14 protein-coding genes and 1 riboswitch are annotated in these 18,912 nt (G+C 70.6%); of the genes, 4 read left to right on the top strand and 10 right to left on the bottom strand.

All coding sequences use genetic code 11. The annotated features are described in order from the left end of the window. Positions 1-188: 188 nt before the first annotated feature. The 4 genes from ABZX79_RS29390 to ABZX79_RS29375 form a co-directional block, all read right to left on the bottom strand. Complete coding sequence (locus ABZX79_RS29390; protein WP_355264161.1) at positions 189-920, bottom strand: GntR family transcriptional regulator; 732 nt, start codon at positions 918-920, stop codon at positions 189-191. A gap of 178 nt (positions 921-1,098) precedes the next feature. Then, positions 1,099-1,914 (bottom strand): M23 family metallopeptidase, encoded by an 816-nt coding sequence (locus tag ABZX79_RS29385; protein WP_355264158.1) that lies wholly within the window; start codon positions 1,912-1,914, stop codon positions 1,099-1,101. Positions 1,915-1,926: 12 nt separating this feature from the next. Then, a riboswitch (cyclic di-AMP (ydaO/yuaA leader) is annotated at positions 1,927-2,095 on the bottom strand. Between the two features lie 225 nt (positions 2,096-2,320). Continuing rightward, positions 2,321-3,688, bottom strand: coding sequence for a pitrilysin family protein (locus ABZX79_RS29380; RefSeq protein ID WP_355264186.1), 1,368 nt, complete (start codon positions 3,686-3,688; stop codon positions 2,321-2,323). Between the two features lie 20 nt (positions 3,689-3,708). Beyond that, positions 3,709-5,091 carry a pitrilysin family protein gene (locus tag ABZX79_RS29375; RefSeq protein ID WP_355264156.1) on the bottom strand — a complete coding sequence of 461 codons (1,383 nt, stop codon included), beginning with the start codon at positions 5,089-5,091 and terminating at the stop codon, positions 3,709-3,711. A 237-nt stretch (positions 5,092-5,328) separates the two neighbouring features. On the opposite strand from ABZX79_RS29375, the gene ABZX79_RS29370 reads away from it, so the two are divergent. Next, positions 5,329-7,782, top strand: coding sequence for a DNA topoisomerase IV subunit A (locus ABZX79_RS29370; protein WP_355264153.1), 2,454 nt, complete (start codon positions 5,329-5,331; stop codon positions 7,780-7,782). Between the two features lie 485 nt (positions 7,783-8,267). On the opposite strand, the gene ABZX79_RS29365 is transcribed toward ABZX79_RS29370, so the two are convergent. Next, positions 8,268-9,326, bottom strand: coding sequence for a GTP-binding protein (locus tag ABZX79_RS29365; RefSeq protein WP_355264150.1), 1,059 nt, complete (start codon positions 9,324-9,326; stop codon positions 8,268-8,270). Positions 9,327-9,444: 118 nt separating this feature from the next. Here ABZX79_RS29365 and ABZX79_RS29360 point away from each other — a divergent pair, with 118 nt between their 5' ends. Continuing rightward, positions 9,445-11,127, top strand: coding sequence for a sensor histidine kinase (locus ABZX79_RS29360; RefSeq protein WP_355264147.1), 1,683 nt, complete (start codon positions 9,445-9,447; stop codon positions 11,125-11,127). Further along, the gene (locus tag ABZX79_RS29355) at positions 11,124-11,804 is read left to right on the top strand and encodes a response regulator (RefSeq protein ID WP_355264144.1); all 681 of its coding nucleotides are present in this window, start codon (positions 11,124-11,126) and stop codon (positions 11,802-11,804) included. Before ABZX79_RS29360 ends, ABZX79_RS29355 begins: the two co-directional genes overlap by 4 nt. Before the next feature lie 181 nt (positions 11,805-11,985). Here the strand turns inward: ABZX79_RS29355 and ABZX79_RS29350 are convergent, their stop codons facing one another. The 5 genes from ABZX79_RS29350 to ABZX79_RS29330 form a co-directional block, all read right to left on the bottom strand. Further along, positions 11,986-13,578: a cation acetate symporter gene (locus ABZX79_RS29350; RefSeq protein ID WP_355264183.1), complete on the bottom strand. Its 1,593-nt coding sequence runs from the start codon at positions 13,576-13,578 to the stop codon at positions 11,986-11,988. A gap of 20 nt (positions 13,579-13,598) precedes the next feature. Next, positions 13,599-14,078, bottom strand: coding sequence for a DUF485 domain-containing protein (locus ABZX79_RS29345; RefSeq protein WP_355264141.1), 480 nt, complete (start codon positions 14,076-14,078; stop codon positions 13,599-13,601). Between the two features lie 97 nt (positions 14,079-14,175). Beyond that, positions 14,176-14,841, bottom strand: a complete 666-nt coding sequence (locus ABZX79_RS29340) for a response regulator transcription factor (protein ID WP_355264138.1) — start codon at positions 14,839-14,841, stop codon at positions 14,176-14,178. Beyond that, positions 14,838-16,010 carry a histidine kinase gene (locus ABZX79_RS29335; protein WP_355264135.1) on the bottom strand — a complete coding sequence of 391 codons (1,173 nt, stop codon included), beginning with the start codon at positions 16,008-16,010 and terminating at the stop codon, positions 14,838-14,840. The genes ABZX79_RS29340 and ABZX79_RS29335 overlap by 4 nt, the downstream gene beginning before the upstream one ends. A 94-nt stretch (positions 16,011-16,104) precedes the next feature. Then, positions 16,105-18,225 carry a DNA topoisomerase IV subunit B gene (locus tag ABZX79_RS29330; RefSeq protein ID WP_355264132.1) on the bottom strand — a complete coding sequence of 707 codons (2,121 nt, stop codon included), beginning with the start codon at positions 18,223-18,225 and terminating at the stop codon, positions 16,105-16,107. Between the two features lie 432 nt (positions 18,226-18,657). Between ABZX79_RS29330 and ABZX79_RS29325 the strand changes: the two genes are divergently transcribed. Further along, on the top strand, positions 18,658-18,888 hold the full coding sequence (locus tag ABZX79_RS29325; RefSeq protein ID WP_355264129.1) for a hypothetical protein: 231 nt from the start codon (positions 18,658-18,660) through the stop codon (positions 18,886-18,888). The last annotated feature ends 24 nt before the right edge of the window (positions 18,889-18,912 follow it).

Below are 18,912 nucleotides of genomic sequence, written 5' to 3'. Positions count from 1 at the left end.
GGTGTTCTATCTAGGACCGTGCGTGTTGTTCGTCACGGTCCGGTCGGATTTTGGCAGTTGGTGCCCGGGGTCCACCGAGAAGCCGCGCCCCCACGGCTCCTTTGCTTTATGCGGAGCTGTACGCCGCAAAATGCGGGCAGCAGAAATAAGCCCCCGCCAATTCGCCCTCTTTGTATACGGCGCGGCTGTTAATGGCGGCCACTCACGGTGTTTACGGCATGTTGCGAAGTCCTCACGCGCCCTTGCCCGCGCTCCCGTTCACGCTCCCGCTCGCGCCCTCGTTCACGCTCCGGGCCGGGGCGTCGCAACCGATGCGCGGCCACGGCCCGTTCGGCGTGCAGGGCCGTCAGCGACCGGGCCCGTTCCACGTCACCGCGCGCCACGGCGTCGACGATCGCGGCGTGTTCGGCCCAGGCCTCGGCGGGGCGGGCGTGCTGCTCGACGGCGTACATCCAGGCGATCTTGTGCCTGAGCTGGGTGAGCAGGGCCGTGAGGCCGGGGCTGCCCGACGCCTGGGCGAGCGTCTCGTGAAACCAGGTGCCCAGCGAGCGCAGATCCTCGCCCTCGCCCCGGCGGGCCCGCTCCTGGCCGAGCCTGACCAGGCCGCGCAGCACCTTGAGGTGCGCCTCGGTGCGCCGCTGGGCGGCGCGGGCCGCGCTCAGCGGCTCCAGCAGTGTCCGGACCTCCAGGAGGTCGGCGGCCTCCTGCTCGGTGGGCTCGGCCACGCAGGCGCCCGCGTGCCGGCGGGTGGTGACGAACCCCTCGGACTCCAGTGTGCGCAGAGCCTCGCGCACCGGGACGCGCGAGACACCGTAACGGCGCGCCAGCAGCTCTTCGGTGAGCCGGCTGCCCCGCGCGAAGACACCGGAAACGATGTCGTCACGGATTGCCGTGCATACCGATTGCGCGGGAATGCGCATGACCGAACCTCCGCCTTAATCCCCGCGAAACGCGGTCGATCGACGCTTGTTCGGCGACTCTATTGCAGCATTCCGCAATTTCCGACGGGGGGCGGGAATCCATGGACGGCTTTTGGACATGCACAAGGCCCCGGCGGGGAGCCGGGGCCTTCTGGACGACGAACGGGCGACCGAGCCGTCAGACGTTCACGCCGTGCGCGCGCAGGTACCCGACCGGGTCCATGTCCGAGCCGTACTCGGGCGACGTGCGGGCCTCGAAGTGCAGGTGCGGGCCGGTCGAGTTGCCGGTCGAGCCCGAGAGGCCTATCTGCTGGCCGGAGGCGACGCTCTGGCCGACGGAGACGCCGAGGGACGACAGGTGGCCGTACTGCGTGTACGTGCCGTCGTTCATCCGGATGACGATGTTGTTGCCGTACGCCCCGCCCCAGCCGGCCTCGACGACGGTGCCCGCACCGACGGAGACGACGGAACTGCCGGACGCGGCGCGGAAGTCGACGCCGGAGTGGCTGCCGGAGGACCAGAGGTTACCGCCGGTCTTGTAGCCGGTGGTCACGAAGGAGCCGGCGACCGGGAGGGTGTAGCCACCCAGGCGCTTGCGCTCCGCCTCACGGGCGGCGCGCTCCTTGGCCGCACGCTCCTCGCGCTCCTTCTTGGCGCGCGCCTCGGCCTCGGCCTTGGCTTTGGCCTCCGCCTTGCGCTTGGCTTCCGCCTTGCGCTTGACCTCCGCCTTGCGCTCGGCCTCCGCCTTGTCGGCGGCCTGCTGCTGCTTCTCGGCCTGAGCGGCGATCTGGTCGGCGAGGGAGTCGCCGATGACGATGGCCTGGGTGAGGCCGGTGTCCTCGACGGAGAGGGCCGATCCGGCGGCGAGAGCCGGAGAGGCCAGGCCTCCGATGACGCCGGTCGTCGCGAGGGCGGCGACGCCCGCCATGTTCGCGCTTCTGCGCGTCAGGCGGCTCGGACGACGGTGCTTCCCGGTGGCACGGGTGAACGCCATGGAGTGGCTGATCCTTTCCTTCCTTCTCGCCTACCGGGTTAGCTGACGGGTTCGGAGCAGGAAGGTCTCCTACGGACGCCTGTCGTACGTACGCACGCAGGACGTCCGATTCACCCCAGGGACTGATTGGGTCCCCGGCTCCCCAGGCTCGCGCCTGACGGGGACTCGGCGATGGCTGCCCGGTGCCGCGGATGCGGCTCACTGCTGACGGACAGCCGGACAGACGCTAAGCGGCACATCTTTTAATCACCAAACAGACACGGCGTTTTGTAACGCACCCCACAGGCCAGACAGGCAACCTCCACAACAAACCGGACATACAGGAAGGACCCCGGCAGCCTTTCGGCCGCCGGGGTCCCTCAATCTCCCGCTTTGGGGTGTAACGCGGTCAGTCGCCGACCACGCGTCAGCCTGCGACCACCGTCACGTCGCCGATGCCGAGCGCCCTGACGGGCTCCTCGATCTGCGAAGCGTCGCCGACGAGGATCGTGACCAGCCGGTCCTCGGGGAAGGCGTTGACGACCGCCGCGGTGGCCTCCACGGTGCCCGTCTCGGCGAGGCGGGCGTACATCTGGGCCTGGAAGTCGTCCGGCAGGTGCTGCTCGACCTGGTCGGCGAGCGTGCCGGCGACGGCCGCCGCCGTCTCGTACTTGAGCGGCGCGACACCCACCAGGTTCTGTACGGCGACATCGCGCTCGGCGTCGGTGAGGCCCTCGGCCGCGAGGGTGCGCAGCACCTTCCAGAGGTCATCGAGCGCCGGTCCGGTGGACTCCGTGTCCACCGAGCCACTGATCGCCAGCATCGAGGCGCCCGTACCGTCGGCCGAGGAGCGCAGCACCTGGCCGAAGGCGCGCACGCCGTACGTGTAGCCCTTCTCCTCGCGCAGGACGCGGTCCAGGCGGGAGGTGAGGGTGCCACCCAGGCAGTACGTGCCGAGGACCTGGGCGGGCCAGACACGGTCATGCCGGTCGGGGCCGATCCGGCCGATGAGCAGCTGCGTCTGGACCGCGCCGGGCCGGTCCACGATGACCACACGGCCCGTGTCGTCGGCCGTCACCGGCGGCACGGGGCGGGGCTCGGCCGTGTCACCCTTCCAGGCGCCCAGGGTGTCGGCCAGGATCGCGTCCAGGTCGGTGCCTTCGAGGTCGCCGACGACCACCGCGGTGGCGGTCGCGGGACGCACGTGCGCCGCGTAGAAGCTCTTCACAGCGGCGGAGTCGATACGCTCCACCGTCTCCTCGGTGCCCTGGCGCGGCCGCGACATGCGCGAGGTCGCCGGGAACAGCTCCTTGGAGAGCTGCTTGGCCGCGCGGCGGGACGGGTTGGCCGTCTCGTGCGGGATCTCGTCGAGCCGGTTGGCCACCAGGCGCTCGATCTCGCTGTCCGTGAAGCCGGGCGCCCGCAGCGCGTCGGCGAGCAGGCCGAGCGCCTTGGGCAGCCGGGAGACGGGGACCTCGAGGGAGACCCGGACGCCCGGATGGTCGGCGTACGCGTCGAGTGTGGCGCCGCAGCGCTCCAGCTCGGCGGCGAACTCCTCGGCGGAGTGCTTGTCGGTGCCCTCGGAGAAGGCCCGCGCCATGATCGTGGCCACGCCGTCCAGGCCCGTGGGCTCGGCCTCCAGGGGGGCGGCGAGGAAGACCTCGACGGCCACGACCTGCTGACCGGGGCGGTGGCAGCGCAGCACGGTCAGGCCGTTGGGCAGGGCGCCGCGCTCGGGGGCGGGGAAGGCCCACGGCGTGGGGGTGCCCCCCTGCGGCTGCGGGTGGAACTTCATGCTGACGGCTGCGGTGTCGGTCACTTGTCCGCCCCTTCCTGCGTTCCGGTCTCGCCGGCGGCGTCGGTGGTGTCGTCGGCTGCGGCTTCGGCGCTGTCGGAGTGCGTGGGCTCGTACACCAGGACCGCGCGGTTGTCCGGGCGGAGCCTGGCCTTGGCGACCGCCTGGACCTCCTCCGCCGTGATGTCCAGGACACGCTTGACGGCGGACAGGGCGAGCTGCGGGTCGCCGAACAGGACGGCGTACCGGCACAGTTCGTCGGCGCGGCCCGCGACCGTACCGAGCCGGTCCAGCCACTCGCGCTCCAACTGGGCCTGCGCGCGCTCCATCTCCTCGGGCGTGGGGCCCTCGGCGGCGAAGCGGGCCAGCTCCTCGTCGACGGCGCGCTCGATGTCGGGCACCTCGACGCCGGCCGACGTCTTCACGTCGAGCCAGCCGAGCGAGGGGGCGCCGGCGAGGCGCAGCAGTCCGAAGCCGGCGGCGACGGCCGTCCGGTCGCGGCGGACGAGGCGGTTGTGCAGCCGGGAGGACTCGCCACCGCCGAGGACGGTGAGGGCCAGGTCGGCGGCGTCGGACTCGCGGGTGCCGTCTTGTGGGAGCCGGTAGGCGGCCATCAGCGCGCGGGCCGGGACCTCTTCGCGGATCTCCTCGCGGATCTCCTCGCCGATGATGTCGGGGAGCGTACCGTCACGCGGCGGCTGCTTGCCGTCGTGGTGCGGGATGGAGCCGAAGTACTTCTCGATCCAGGCGAGCGTCTGCACCGGGTCGATGTCGCCGACGACGGAGAGCACCGCGTTGTTGGGCGCGTAGTACGTACGGAAGAAGGCGCGCGCGTCTTCGAGGGTCGCGGCGTCCAGATCGGCCATCGAGCCGATCGGCGTGTGGTGGTACGGGTGGCCCTCCGGGTAGGAGAGGGCGGTCAGCTTCTCGAACGCGGTGCCGTACGGAACGTTGTCGTACCGCTGGCGGCGCTCGTTCTTGACGACGTCGCGCTGGTTCTCCATGGACTCCTCGTCGAGCGCGGAGAGCAGCGAGCCCATCCGGTCGGCTTCCAGCCACAGAGCCAGCTCCACCTGGTGGGCGGGCATCGTCTCGAAGTAATTGGTGCGCTCGAAGCTGGTCGTGCCGTTGAGCGAACCGCCCGCACCCTGCACCAGCTCGAAGTGACCATTGCCCTTGACCTGCGCCGAGCCCTGGAACATCAGGTGCTCGAAGAGGTGAGCAAGACCGGTACGCCCCTTGACTTCGTGGCGCGAACCCACGTCGTACCAGAGGCAGACCGCGGCGACCGGGGTCAGGTGGTCCTCGGAGAGCACCACGCGCAGGCCATTGGCCAGCCGGTGCTCGGTCGCTGTCAGGCCGCCGGAACCGGCCTGCGCTGTGGCCGTGTGACCCATGGGCATGTACGTCCCTTCGATCGCGATATGAAGAAGTCCTGCCACTGTATGCAAGCGCAACTACACCTGGCGAAGTTCCCGGCCGGTGTACGCCCTCAGGGAACGCCCGAGCAGTCGCCGCCCTGGCTCCGAGTAGGCGCTACGGACGGGTCGAGGTCGGCGTTGTCAGTGGGCCGGTCCACAATGGTCGGCATCAGACCCAAGAACTCAGCCCGACAGAACCGCGAAGGAGCCGCAGCCGCGATGGCCCGCCGCAGCACGAAGACCCCGCCGCCGGACGATGCGTTCGAGGAGAAGATCCTCGATGTCGACGTCGTCGACGAAATGCAGGGCTCCTTCCTTGAGTACGCGTACTCGGTGATCTACTCGCGAGCGCTGCCCGACGCCCGCGACGGCATGAAGCCGGTGCACCGACGCATCGTCTACCAGATGAACGAGATGGGGCTGCGGCCCGACCGCGGCTATGTGAAGTGCGCCCGTGTCGTGGGCGAGGTGATGGGCAAGCTGCACCCGCACGGCGACGCGTCGATCTACGACGCGCTCGTGCGGATGGCTCAGCCCTTCTCGATGCGCCTGCCGCTGGTCGACGGGCACGGCAACTTCGGCTCGCTGGGCAACGACGACCCGCCGGCCGCCATGCGGTACACCGAGTGCCGGATGGCCGACGCCACGTCGCTGATGACCGAGTCGATCGACGAGGACACGGTCGACTTCAACCCGAACTACGACGGGCAGGAGCGGGAGCCGGTCGCGCTTCCCGCGGCGTATCCGAACCTGCTGGTCAACGGCGCGTCCGGGATCGCCGTGGGCATGGCGACGAACATGCCGCCGCACAACCTGGGCGAGGTCGTCGCCGCCGCCCGCCACCTGATCAAGCACCCCGGCGCGGATCTTGAGACGCTGATGCGTTTCGTGCCGGGTCCCGACCTGCCGACCGGCGGCCGCATCGTCGGCCTGGGCGGGATCAAGGACGCGTACGAGAACGGCCGCGGCACCTTCAAGATCCGCTCGACGGCCACCGTGGAGAACGTGACGGCGCGCCGCAAGGGCCTGGTCGTCACCGAACTGCCCTTCACCGTCGGCCCGGAGAAGGTGATCGCCAAGATCAAGGACCTGGTCTCGTCGAAGAAGCTCCAGGGCATCGCGGACGTCAAGGACCTCACCGACCGCATGCACGGCCTGCGTCTGGTCATCGAGATCAAGAACGGCTTCGTCCCCGAGGCCGTCCTGGAGCAGCTCTACAAGCTGACGCCGATGGAGGAGACCTTCGGCATCAACAACGTGGCGCTGGTGGACGGTCAGCCGCTGACGCTTGGCCTCAAGGAGCTGCTGGAGGTCTATCTCGATCACCGCTTCGAGGTCGTACGCCGCCGCAGCGAGTTCCGCCGCACCAAGCGGCGCGACCGGCTGCACCTGGTGCTCGGCCTGCTCGTCGCGCTGCTCGACATCGACGAGGTCATTCGCCTCATCCGCTCCAGCGACAACTCGGCGCAGGCCAAGGAGCGGCTGATCGAGCACTTCTCGCTGAGCGAGATCCAGACGCAGTACATCCTGGACACGCCGCTGCGCCGGCTCACCAAGTTCGACAAGATCGAGCTGGAGGCCGAGCGGGACCGGCTCACCGGCGAGATCGACGAGCTGACCAGGATCCTGGAGTCGGACACCGAGCTGCGCAAGCTGGTCTCGACCGAACTTGCGGCGGTCGCGAAGAAGTTCGGCACCGACCGGCGCACCGTGCTGCTGGAGTCGGGAAGTTCGCCGGTCGCCGCGGTGCCGCTGGAGGTCGCGGACGACCCGTGCCGGGTCCTGCTGTCCTCGACCGGCCTGCTGGCTCGTACGGCCAATGGCGAGCCCCTCTCCCTGGACGACGCCCGCCGCACCAAGCACGACGTGATCGTCTCGGCCGTGCCGGCCACGGCGCGTGGCGACGTGGGCGCGGTGACGTCGTCCGGCCGCCTGCTGCGCCTCGCGGTCATCGACCTGCCCCAGCTCCCCGACACGGCCTCCGCGCCCAACCTCTCGGGCGGGGCTCCGGTCACGGAGTTCCTCACCCTGGAGCCGGACGAGACACTGGTCTGCCTCACTACCCTCGACGAGGCCTCACCGGGGCTCGCGCTCGGAACCGAGCAGGGCGTGGTCAAGCGGGTGGTCCCGGATTATCCGTCCAACAAGGACGAACTGGAGGTCATCACCCTCAAGGACGGTGACCGGGTCGTCGGCGGGGCGGAGTTGCGCACCGGCGAGGAGGACCTGGTCTTCATCACGGACGACGCCCAGTTGCTGCGCTACCCGGCAGGGCAGGTCAGGCCGCAGGGCCGGGCCGCGGGCGGTATGGCGGGCATCAAGCTCGCCGAGGGCGCCAAGGTGATCTCCTTCACCGCGGTGGACCCGGCGGCGGACGCCGTGGTCTTCACGGTGGCCGGCACGGCCGGCACGCTGCTCGGCGACACGGAGACGTCGGCGAAGCTGACGCCGTTCGACCAGTACCCGCGCAAGGGCCGGGCCACTGGCGGCGTGCGCTGCCAGCGGTTCCTCAAGGGCGAGGACATCCTGCTCCTGGCCTGGGCGGGCACGGCCCCGGCCCGCGCGGCAGCCGAGAACGGCGCCCCGGTGGAACTGCCGGAGCAGGACCCCCGCCGCGACGGCTCAGGCACCCCACTGACAACCCCGGTCGCGGCCCTGGCCGGCCCGGTCTAACAAGCCGCCACCAGCCTCAACCGCCGGGCGGGCCGACTCCCTCAGCCCGCCCGGCGCCAAAGCCCCGCCTGCTCGCCCGACCACACCCGACAACCGAGCACACGCCACCCACACCCAGCCCCCGGCGGCCAAGGCACCCCTGCTCCGTTCCAGTCCGTCCGACGACGCGCTTGCCCACGCCCGGCCCCCAGCGGCCAAGGCCCCCTGCTCCGTCCCAGCCCGACCGGCGACGCGCCTGCCCACGCCCGGCCCCCAAAGCCCCGCCCGCCTGCCCGAGCACATCCGACAACCGAGCACACGCCTACCCACACCCAGCCCCCAGCGGCCGAGGCCCCCCTGCTCCGTCCCAGCCCGACCGGCGACGCGCTTGCCCACGCCCGGCCCCCAGCCCACGCGGCAGCCAAGGCACCCCTGCTCCGTCTCAGCCCGTCCGGCGATTGAGGACTTCGGGAAGGGGCGGGGTGGGGAAGAAAAGACCTCCGCTCTCAGCTGTCGCCCTGCACGTACCGCAGCACGCCCCACATGCTGTGCTCATCGGCAGCGGCAGCGGCACTCCGCGCCCCCTCCGCCCGGCAGTCCGCGAGTTCCTTGCCGAGCGCTTCGACGTCCGTCCCGGACCCGATGAGCACAAGCTGCGTGATCCTCGGCTCGTCGCGCCCCCAGGCCTCTGGGTAGAAGCGCAGGAACCGGCCAACCGCATGCACCCCGTACCGGTTGCGCGAGTCGGCCGTACCGAAGTCGACGTACCCCTTGATCCGGTAGAGCCCCTCCGGCCGAGTGTCGAGGAAGTCCATGAGCCGCCGCGGATTCATCGGCACGTCGGAGCTGAAGGAGACGCTCTCGTACGCCGCGTGCAGATGATCGCCGTGGCAGTCGTGCGCTTCGTCCTCGCTCCTCAGGTCGTCGAACGACAGCTGCCGCACCTTCTCCTCGCCGTCCGGCCGCACCGCCGGGTCGAAGAGCAGCTCCGGATCGATCCGCCCGTACGACGCACGGACCACGGCCGTACCGCCGCTCAGCTCCCCCACCGTGTCCAGGACGCGCCCGAGCTGCTCCGCCCCCACCCGGTCCGTCTTGTTCAGCACGACGAGGTCGGCGACGGCGAGATGCCGGTCCAGCTCGGGATGACGCTCCCGCGTCGCCTCGAACTCGACGGCGTCGACGACCTCGGCCAGCCCCCCGTACACAATCCGCTCATTCTCGCTGGCCAGGATCATCCGGACCAGCTCCTGCGGCTCCGCGAGCCCGCTCGCCTCGATGACGATCACGTCGAGACGCGCGGCGGGCCGGGTCAGCTTCTCCAGGTACTCGTCGAGCTCGCTCACGTCGACGGCGCAGCACAGGCACCCGTTGCCCAGCGAAACGGTGGAGTCCCCGAGCTGCCCGGCCACGGCCATGGCATCGATCTCGATGGCCCCGAAGTCGTTGACGATCGCACCGATCCTGGTGCCCCGGCTCTGCGCGAGCAGGTGGTTGAGCAAGGTCGTCTTGCCGGAACCCAGGAAGCCCGCGAGGACGATGACCGGGATCTGCTTCTTGCTCACCAGGGGGCCTTTCTCATAGCGTCGGAAGGGGGCCGCCCCAGGATATTGGCGCTCCGGACGCGCTCCGGACGCCCACGGAATTTCGGAAAGGTGTGCCCGCCGCTTACCGTTCGTAGACATGAGCGCCGCACCGACCTCCTCCCGCAGACGGCTCCGTCTGGGCTGGCCCCAGCGCGTCTTCTCGCAGGTCCTCCTGATGCAGCTGGCCATCGCCACCGGCGTCACGGTGCTCGCCACCGGCCTCTTCCTCGCCCCGCTCAGCGCCCAGCTGGACGACGAGGCGATGCGGCGCGCGCTCGCGATCGCGCAGACCACCGCCGCCCAGCCGCAGCTCGCCGCCGCGGTGACCGGATCCCGGCCCGCCGCCGAAGGGCCCGTACAGGCCGAGGCGGACCGCATCAGGCGCTCCACCGGCGCCGAGTACGTCGTGATCATGAACGAGCGCGGCGTCCGCTGGTCCCACACCGACCCCCGCCAGATCGGCAAGGTCGTCTCCACCGACCCCAGCGAGGCGCTCGCGGGCCGCGAGGTCATGGAGATCGACGAGGGTACGCTCGGCCGCTCCGCCCGCGGCAAGGTCCCGCTGCGCGACGCCGGCGGCGAGATCGTCGGCGCGGTGTCGGTCGGCATCGAGTACGACAGCGTCCGCGCCCGGCTGCTGGCCGCGATCCCCGGGCTGCTGGCGTACGCGGGCGGCGCCCTCGCCGTCGGCGCGGTGGCGGCGTATCTCATCTCCCGAAGACTTCAGCGGCAGACCCATGACCTGGCGTTCTCCGACATCTCCGCGCTGCTGGCCGAGCGCGAGGCGATGCTGCACGGGATCCGGGAAGGCGTCGTCGCCCTCGATGCCGCCGGCCGCATCCGGCTGATGAACGACGAGGCCCAGCGGCTGCTCGGCCTCGGTCCGCAGGCCACGGGGCAGCCGCTCGACGACGTGCTGGGGGAAGGACGTACGGCGGATGTGCTCGCGGGCCGGGTGACCGGCGACGACCTGCTGACCGTGCGCGGGCAGCGCGTGCTCGTCACCAACCGGATGCCGACGGACGACGGCGGCGCCGTGGCGACCCTGCGCGACCGTACCGAGCTGGAGCGGCTCGGCCGCGAGCTGGACTCCACGCGCGGTCTGATCGACGCCCTGCGCGCCCAGGACCACGAGCACGCCAACCGGATGCATACGCTCCTGGGGCTGCTGGAGCTGGGCATGCATGAGGAAGCGGTGGAGTTCGTGACGGAGGTCGCGGGGGTGCACCGGGCCACCGCCGAGCAGATCACTGAGAAGATCCACGACCCGATGCTGGCGGCGCTGCTGGTCGGGAAGGCCACGGTCGCCGCCGAGCGCGGGGTCGCGCTCCGGCTCTCCGACGCGACGCTGCTGCCCGACCGGCTGGTGGACCCGCGCGGCCTGGTCACCGTCGTGGGCAATCTGGTGGACAACGCGCTGGACGCCTCGGCCGGGTCCCCGGACGCGGTGATCGAGGTGGAGCTGCGGGCGCGCGGGCGTACGGCCGTGCTGCGGGTGACCGACAGCGGAGCCGGTGTCCCGGCCGAGCAGCGCGAGCTGATCTTCACGGAGGGGTGGTCGACCAAGGAGCTCCCGGCCCACGGGAAGCGCGGCCTGGGCCTCGCGATGGTGCGCAGGCTCGCGGAGCGGCAGGGCGGCAGCGCCCGGGTCGGCGAGGGGGAGCGGGGCGGAGCCGAATTCACCGTCGTACTGCCGGAGGCCCTGACGGAGCCCCGGCCGGGCGACGAGGAACTGACCACCACGGCGGCGGCGCTGGACACGGCGGGAGAGACGCGATGATCGACGTACTGGTGGTGGACGACGACGTCCGCGTCGCGGAAATCAACGCGGCGTACGTGACCAAGGTCGCCGGCTTCCGCGTCGCCGGCCTGGCCCACTCCGCCGCCGACGCGCTGGCGCAGCTCCGGGCGGCCCACGTCGACCTGGTGCTCCTGGACCACTATCTGCCGGACCGCAACGGACTCGCGCTCGTCCAGGAGCTGCGCGCCCTCGGTCTCCAGACCGACGTGATCATGGTGACGGCGGCGCGCGACATCGGGACCGTCCAGGCGGCGATGCGCCAGGGAGCCCTCCAGTACCTGGTGAAGCCCTTCAACTTCGCCGGGCTGCGCACAAAGCTCGAGGCGTACGCCGCGCTGCGCCGGACCCTCGACGGCGGCGGCGAGGCGGAACAGGCGGAGGTGGACCGCATCTTCGGAGCGCTCTCCGTGACGGGCTCCGCCGACCTCCCCAAAGGACACTCGCCCACCACAGCAGCCATGGTCCGCCAGGTGCTGCTGGCCGCCGGAGGACCGCTGTCCGCCCAGGAGATCGCGGAGCGGGCGGGCATGAGCCGGCAGACCGCGCAGCGTTATCTGAAGCTGCTGGAACGGTCGGGGCGGGTACGGCTCAGCCTCAAGTACGGCGAGACGGGCCGCCCGGAGCACCGGTACGCCTGGACGGCAAGCGGCCGCTGAGCGCGTGCGGCCCCGCTTCCGGCGGACCGCCGACACCCGGCACCGGGTTGCACCGGCCCGCCCGCGAGCCGCGCCACGCCGCGCCCGCGCCGGAGGCGCTGGACGTCACCGCAGCCCGGCCGCGTCGGCCTGGGGACCGCCGGGCGCCCCGGAGCAACCGCCGTGGTCACACCCGGGCCCGTCAGACCGCGCCCGCGCCCGTGAGCGAACGCACCTCTGTCTCGGCGTGTTTGGCCTCGTCCGGCGGTTCGGGTGACAGCACCGTCCCGGCCCAGCCCGCGAGGAAGCCCAGCGGGATCGAGACCAGGCCCGGGTTCTGCAGCGGGAAGAGCTGGAAGTCGACGCCGGGGAACAGCGCTTCGGGGCTGCCGGAGACGACCGGCGAGAGCAGCACGAGCAGCACGGCCGGGATCAGGCCGCCGTACACCGACCAGACCGCGCCGCGCGTGGTGAAGTTCCGCCAGAACAGCGAGTAGAGCAGCGCCGGCAGATTGGCGGACGCGGCGACCGCGAACGCCAGGCCGACGAGGAAGGCGACGTTCAGGTCGCGGGCGAGCAGGCCCAGCGCGATGGCCACCGCTCCGATGCCCGCCGCCGCGACACGGGCGACCGCGACCTCGCTGTGCTGCTTGGCGCGGCGCCGCTTGAGCGAGGCGTACAGATCGTGGGCCACGGAGGCGGAGGAGGCCAGCGTGATGCCGGCCACGACCGCGAGGATGGTGGCGAAGGCGATGGCCGCGACGACGGCGAAGAGAACCGTTCCTCCTGTGGAACCCGCGCCGCCGCCCAGGTCGAGCGCGAGCAGCGGAACCGCCGTGTTCCCCGCCGGGTTGGACGCCCGCACCTCGTCGGATCCGACCACCGCCGCCGCACCGAAGCCGAGCACGATCGTCATGAGGTAGAAGCTGCCGATGAGGCCTACGGCCCAGACGACCGAGCGGCGCGCGGCGCGCGCGGTCGGCACGGTGTAGAAGCGGGACAGGATGTGCGGCAGACCGGCCGTGCCGAGGACGAGCGCGAGACCGAGGCTGATGAAGTCGAAGCGGGCCGTCCAGTCCCCGCCGTACCGGAGACCGGGCGACAGGAAGTCCCTGCCGTGGCCGCTGCGCTCCGCCGCGGAGAGCAGCAGCTGGTTGAAGTCGCCGTGGAAACGCACCAGGACGAGCACGGTGAGCGCGACCGTACCGGCCATCAGCAGCACTGCCTTGACGATCTGAATCCAGGTAGTGGCCCGCATCCCTCCCAGCGACACATAGATCACCATCAGCGCACCCACGCCGATGACCGTCCAGGAGCGCGCGGCCTCGCTGCTCCCGCCCAGCAGCAGCGCGACCAGGCTGCCCGCCCCCACCATCTGCGCCACCAGATAGAGAACGGACACGGTGACCGAAGAAGTTCCCACCGCGATACGGACAGGTCGCTCTCTCATCCGCGCGGCGACGACATCCGCGAGCGTGAACCGGCCGCAGTTGCGGACGAGTTCGGCGACGAGCAGCAGGACGACGAGCCACGCGACGAGGAAGCCGACGGAGTAGAGCATGCCGTCGTAGCCGAAGAGCGCGATCAGCCCCGAGATGCCGAGGAAGGACGCGGCGGACATGTAGTCGCCCGCGATGGCGAAACCGTTCTCCATGGGCGAGAACAGCCGTCCCCCCGCGTAGAACTCCTCCGCGGAGCCGCGCCGGTTGCGGCTCACCCAGGTCGTGATGGCCAGGGTCGCCGCGACGAACGCGCAGAACAGCACCAGCGCGAGCGTCTGGTGCTGCGTGGTCAGCGTTTGCATCGCCTGGCCGCTCATCGCTTGATCCCCCGGGTCAGTTCCTGCGTGTCCCAGCGGAGATCGAGCGCCGCGCGGTCCCTGCGCAGCCGCGCGTGTCGTGCGTACGCCCAGGTCAGCAGGAAGGTGGTGAGGAACTGGCCGAGTCCGGCGACCATCGCGACGTTCACCGCGCCCACGACGGGGCGGGCCATCAGGTCGTGCGCGGTGGTCGCCGCGACGACGTAGACGACGTACCAGGTGAAGAAGGCGAGGGTCGCGGGAACGACGAACCGCCGGTAGCGGCTGCGCACTTCCCGGAAGGCGGCGCTGCGCTGCACCTCCAGATAGATCTCGGCCGCACTCGGACCGGACCCGGGGCCCGCGGGCGAGGGCGGCGTGACCGGCGCGGGGGCGCCCGTACCGTCCAGTTCGCCCCAGCCGGAGGCGAGGGCGTCGTACCAGGGATCGTCGAACCGCACCGCTGCGGCGGCCTCGCGCCCTTCGTGCTTCTCCACCCGACAACTCTCCTTGTCCGCGAACGAATTGTCCGCGTGCCCAAGGATGGACAGAGTGGGAAGATCCGGGACTCTTCAATCCCTTCACTTCACCCCATCAGGTGACGGATGTACCAGGTGGCTGTGCGAGCCCGTGCCGGTAGGCGTATCGCACCGCCTGCGCCCGGTCGCGCACGCCCGCCTTGGCGAAGAGGTTGTTGATGTGGGTCTTCACGGTGGCCGCGGCGATGTGCAGCGTGCGGGCGATCTCGGCGTTGGAGAGGCCCTCCGCCACGAGCGACAGCACCTCGGCCTCGCGCCGGGTGAGCCCGTCGGGCAGCTCGGCCGGCGCACTCGCGACGGGGGCGGTGACCTGCTCCAGGAGGCGCAGTTGGACCGCGGGCGCGAGCCCCGCCCGGCCCGACATCACATCGGCGACGGCACGCGCGATCTCCTCACCGCCCGCGTCCTTGGTGAGATAACCGCGCGCCCCGGCCCGCAGCGCCGCGAAGAGCGAGTCGTCGTCCGCGTACGTCGTGAGCACCACCACCTGGGTGGCGGGATGGGCGGAGCGGATACGCCGAGTCGCCTCCACACCGTCGCAGCGCGGCATCCGCAGGTCCATCAGGACGACGTCGGGCGCGTGCGCGGCGACGAGTGCGACCGCTTCTTCGCCGTCCTTCGCCGCGCCGACCACCTCGATGCCGGGCAAGAGGCCGAGGATCAGCACGATGCCCTCGCGCACCATCGCCTGGTCGTCGGCCACGACGACTCTCGCGGTCATGCCGGCACCCGCAACAGCACGGCGTAGCCCTTGCCGTCCGGACCGGCCTCCAGGCTGCCGCCGAGCAGTTCGGCCCGTTCCCGCATGCCCAGCAGACCGTAGCCGCAGCCAGAGGCCGTGAGTTCGCCGGCGTGGCCTGTGGCGCCGGTCGCGCCCGAGTCCCGTACGTCCAAAGCCACTTCCCCCTCCCCGTACACGAGCAGGATACGAACCGTCGCCCCCGGCGCGTGCTTGCGTACGTTCGTCAACGCCTCCTGCGCCACCCGCCGCACTGTCTGCGACGCCTCGGCGGACAACGGCCTGCGCTCCCCCGACACTTCGAGCGTCACGCCCCCTGAAGGCACCACCAGTTCACGCAGGAAGGGCTCAAGGCCCGCCACCTCACCGCGCAGCGCGGAGAGCGCCTGGCGGGTCTCCGCGAGCCCCTCACGTGCCATGCCGCGCGCCGCCACGACCCGCTCCAGGATCTGCGCCCGGTCCGCGCCCTGCTCGATCTGGATGCGCGCGGCCTCCAGGTGCACCATCTGCGCGGAGAGACTGTGGGCCAGAACGTCGTGGATCTCGCGCGCGATGCGGGCGCGCTCGGCCAGGGCGGCGGACTCGGCCTCGGCTGTACGGGCGGCCCGCTCCTGCGCCAGCAGGCGGAACCCGGCGCCGCGGGCCTGTGCGTCCAGGCGCAGCGCGTAGCCGATGATCACGATCCCGACCCCCAGGAAGGCCGGCTCCGCGCCCCCGTCGTCGTTGACCGCGTGCGCCGCCAGGACGGCCGTGGACACGGGCAGGGCGGCGGCGAGCGGCAGCCGCGCCATGGCCTGTACGGCGCACATGATCCACAGGATGGAGGCCGGGCTCCGCGCCCCGGCGGCGTACGAGCCGGCCCCGACCAGGGCCACCACGCCGAGCGCCCCCACCGCCGGCAGCAGCCGGTTGAGCCGCGTGAGCCGCTCGTAAGCGTGGGCGGCGACGGCACACAGCCCGACCCCGGCCACCGGGACCACGACGGCGGCGCCCCGGAAGACCCCCGCGCCGTACGCCGTCCAGAGGACCCAGGTGGTCATCGACGACCAGACGATGCCGTCGATGACCATCCGTACCCGCGGCACACCGAGCCGCGACAGGGCCTCCGCGGAAGGCCACGCGCTCCAGCCGCCGTTCCCCTGCGATGTCATGGAACGAGGCTACGGACCGGGCTCCCGCAGGGGATCGGCTCGTGGGTGGAGCTGTGCGCTCCACCCACGGGTGGAGCGCTCGATCCGTGGGGACTCAGGCGTCGATGCGCGAGCGGTCCAGGGTGGCCGCCGAGCTGGTGATGAACTCCTTGCGGGGCGCGACCTCGTTGCCCATCAGCAGGTCGAAGACCTGCTCGGAGGACTCCAGGTCACCGATGTTGATCCGGCGCAGCGTGCGGTGGCGCGGGTCCATCGTGGTTTCCGCCAGCTGGTCCGCGTCCATCTCGCCGAGGCCCTTGTAGCGCTGGATGGAGTCCTTGTAGCGCACGTTCTTGCGCTGGTACTCCAGCAGCTTCTGCCGCAGCTCGCTGTCCGAGTACGTGTAGACGTACTTGTCCTGGCCCTTCTTGGGCTGGATGAGCTCGATCCGGTGCAGCGGCGGTACGGCGGCGAAGACGCGTCCCGCCTCGACCATCGGCCGCATGTAGCGCTGGAAGAGCGTCAGCAGCAGGCAGCGGATGTGCGCGCCGTCGACATCGGCGTCGACGAGCAGCACGATCTTGCCGTAGCGAGCGGCGTCGATGTCGAAGGTCCGCCCGGACCCCGCTCCTATGACCTGGATGATGGCGCCGCACTCGGCGTTCTTGAGCATGTCCGAGACGGACGACTTCTGGACGTTGAGGATCTTCCCTCGGATGGGCAGGAGCGCCTGGAATTCGGAGTTCCGGGCGAGCTTGGCCGTACCGAGCGCCGAGTCTCCCTCGACGATGAAGAGCTCGCTGCGCTCCACGTCGTCGCTGCGGCAGTCGGCGAGCTTCGCCGGCAGCGAGGAGGACTCCAGCGCGGTCTTGCGGCGCTGCGCCTCCTTGTGCTGGCGGGCCGCGATGCGCGTCCGCGCGGCGGCGACGACCTTCTCCATGATGGAGCGCGCCTGCTGCTTGGCGTCGCGCTTGGGGGAGGTCAGGAAGGCCTTGAGCTCCTTGGCGAGGACATTGCCGACGATCCGCGCGGCCGCCGACGTACCGAGGATCTCCTTCGTCTGGCCCTCGAACTGCGGCTCCGCCAGTCGCACCGTGACGACCGCGGTGAGGCCCTCCATGGCGTCGTCTTTGACGACGTCGTCCTCGGCGACGCGCAGCAGCTTGGCCGAGCGCAGTGCCTCGTTGACGGTCTTGGTGAGGGCGCGCTCGAAGCCGGAGATGTGGGTGCCGCCCTTGGGGGTGGCGATGATGTTGACGAAGGACCGGACGGTGGTGTCGTACCCCGTCCCCCAGCGCAGCGCGATGTCGACGCCCAGCTCACGGGTGACCTCGGTGGCGGTCATGTGGCCGCGGTCGTCGAGGACCGGCACGGTCTCCTTGAAGGTGCCCTGTCCGGTCAGCCGCAGGACGTCGCAGATGGCCTTGTCCTGCGCGAGGTACTCACAGAACTCGCTGATGCCGCCGTCGAAGCGGAAGACCTCCTCGGTCTTGCCCTCGCCCTCTATGGCGCGCTCGTCGCGTACGACGATGGTGAGGCCGGGCACGAGGAAGGCCGTCTGGCGGGCGCGCTGGTACAGCGTCTCCAGGTTGAGCTTGGCGTCCTTGAGGAAGATCTGGTGGTCGGCCCAGTAGCGCACGCGCGTGCCGGTGCGCGTCTTGGGGACCCGCTTGCCCTTGCGCAGCCCGTTCGCCGGGTCGAAGGGGGAGTCGGGGCCGGACTCGATGAACATGCCGGGGACGCCGCGCCGGAAGCTGATGGCGTGCGTGGCGCTGTTGCGGTCGACCTCGACATCCAGGCGGGCGGAGAGAGCGTTGACGACGGAGGCGCCGACGCCGTGCAGACCGCCGGAGGCCGCATAGGAGCCGCCGCCGAACTTGCCGCCGGCGTGCAGCTTGGTCATCACGACCTCGACACCGGACAGGCCCGTCTTGGGCTCGACGTCCACCGGGATGCCGCGGCCGTTGTCCTGGACCTCGACCGAGCCGTCCTCGTGGAGGATGACCTCGATGTGGTCGCAGTAGCCGCCGAGAGCTTCGTCGACGGAGTTGTCGATGATCTCCCACAGGCAGTGCATGAGGCCACGGCTGTCGGTGGACCCGATGTACATGCCAGGGCGCTTGCGGACTGCCTCCAGCCCCTCGAGTACGAGGAGGTGCCGCGCGGTGTAGTTGGAGCCGTCACGGTCTGCACCGGTCAGAAGCGCAGTGGACGGCACGGACGTCTCGGCGGTCACGCGGTTCGCTCCTCGCTGAATTTCAAATGTGTCCCGATGGGGTACGGGCCCGGCGTGGGTCGCCGGTCAGAGGGTACCGAGGCCTGGTAGAGCCGATGTAACGCCACCCTCAGGAAAACTCATGCTAGTCCAGAGTCGTATGCACGTTCGATCCCTCGATGGGGTGACGTGGACATCACGTTCCCTTCTAGGCATGAACCATTTAGGCTCCGGGCACGTCCTCCTGAACAACCGGCAAGCCAGCCGGGAGGGCAAATACCCAATAATCGACGCGAAACCGTAGAGCGACGCAATACGGCTCCTTCGCCGCTAACCGGCAGCAGACAGCCACCTCGGAAGATTTTTCAAGGAAAAGCCACGAGCGGGAACGTTTTCGGCCTGGTTGGATGTTGACCCTGGTACGACAGCTCGTCGAGCTAGAGAAGAGGCGACGTGACTACTGTTCTGACCCCCGCGAGCCCCCTGACGGCCGCTGACCGATGCGACCGCTGCGGCGCCCAGGCCTACCTGCGCGTTGTCCTGGCCAGCGGCGGCGAACTGCTCTTTTGCGCCCACCACGGACGTAAGTTCGAGCCGGAACTCAAGAAGATCGCCGCTGAAATACAGGACGAGACCGACCGGCTGACCCCCGTGCCGCCGTCCCCGGAAACCGAGGATCGCTGAGACTGCTGATACCTCGCGACTACG

This window comes from Streptomyces sp. NPDC002994 (assembly GCF_040611155.1).
In the GTDB taxonomy this organism is placed as follows: Bacteria; Actinomycetota; Actinomycetes; order Streptomycetales; family Streptomycetaceae; genus Streptomyces.
Note: the sequence above shows the minus strand (reverse complement) of the source record. Positions and strands in the feature narration are given on the sequence as shown.

Coding starts and splice junctions, on each gene's coding strand:
- ABZX79_RS29390 (WP_355264161.1), bottom strand. CDS start 920: ATGCGCATTCCCGCGCAATCGGTATGCACGGCAATCCGTGACGACATC.
- ABZX79_RS29385 (WP_355264158.1), bottom strand. CDS start 1,914: ATGGCGTTCACCCGTGCCACCGGGAAGCACCGTCGTCCGAGCCGCCTG.
- ABZX79_RS29380 (WP_355264186.1), bottom strand. CDS start 3,688: ATGAAGTTCCACCCGCAGCCGCAGGGGGGCACCCCCACGCCGTGGGCC.
- ABZX79_RS29375 (WP_355264156.1), bottom strand. CDS start 5,091: ATGCCCATGGGTCACACGGCCACAGCGCAGGCCGGTTCCGGCGGCCTG.
- ABZX79_RS29370 (WP_355264153.1), top strand. CDS start 5,329: ATGGCCCGCCGCAGCACGAAGACCCCGCCGCCGGACGATGCGTTCGAG.
- ABZX79_RS29360 (WP_355264147.1), top strand. CDS start 9,445: ATGAGCGCCGCACCGACCTCCTCCCGCAGACGGCTCCGTCTGGGCTGG.
- ABZX79_RS29355 (WP_355264144.1), top strand. CDS start 11,124: ATGATCGACGTACTGGTGGTGGACGACGACGTCCGCGTCGCGGAAATC.
- ABZX79_RS29340 (WP_355264138.1), bottom strand. CDS start 14,841: ATGACCGCGAGAGTCGTCGTGGCCGACGACCAGGCGATGGTGCGCGAG.
- ABZX79_RS29335 (WP_355264135.1), bottom strand. CDS start 16,010: ATGACATCGCAGGGGAACGGCGGCTGGAGCGCGTGGCCTTCCGCGGAG.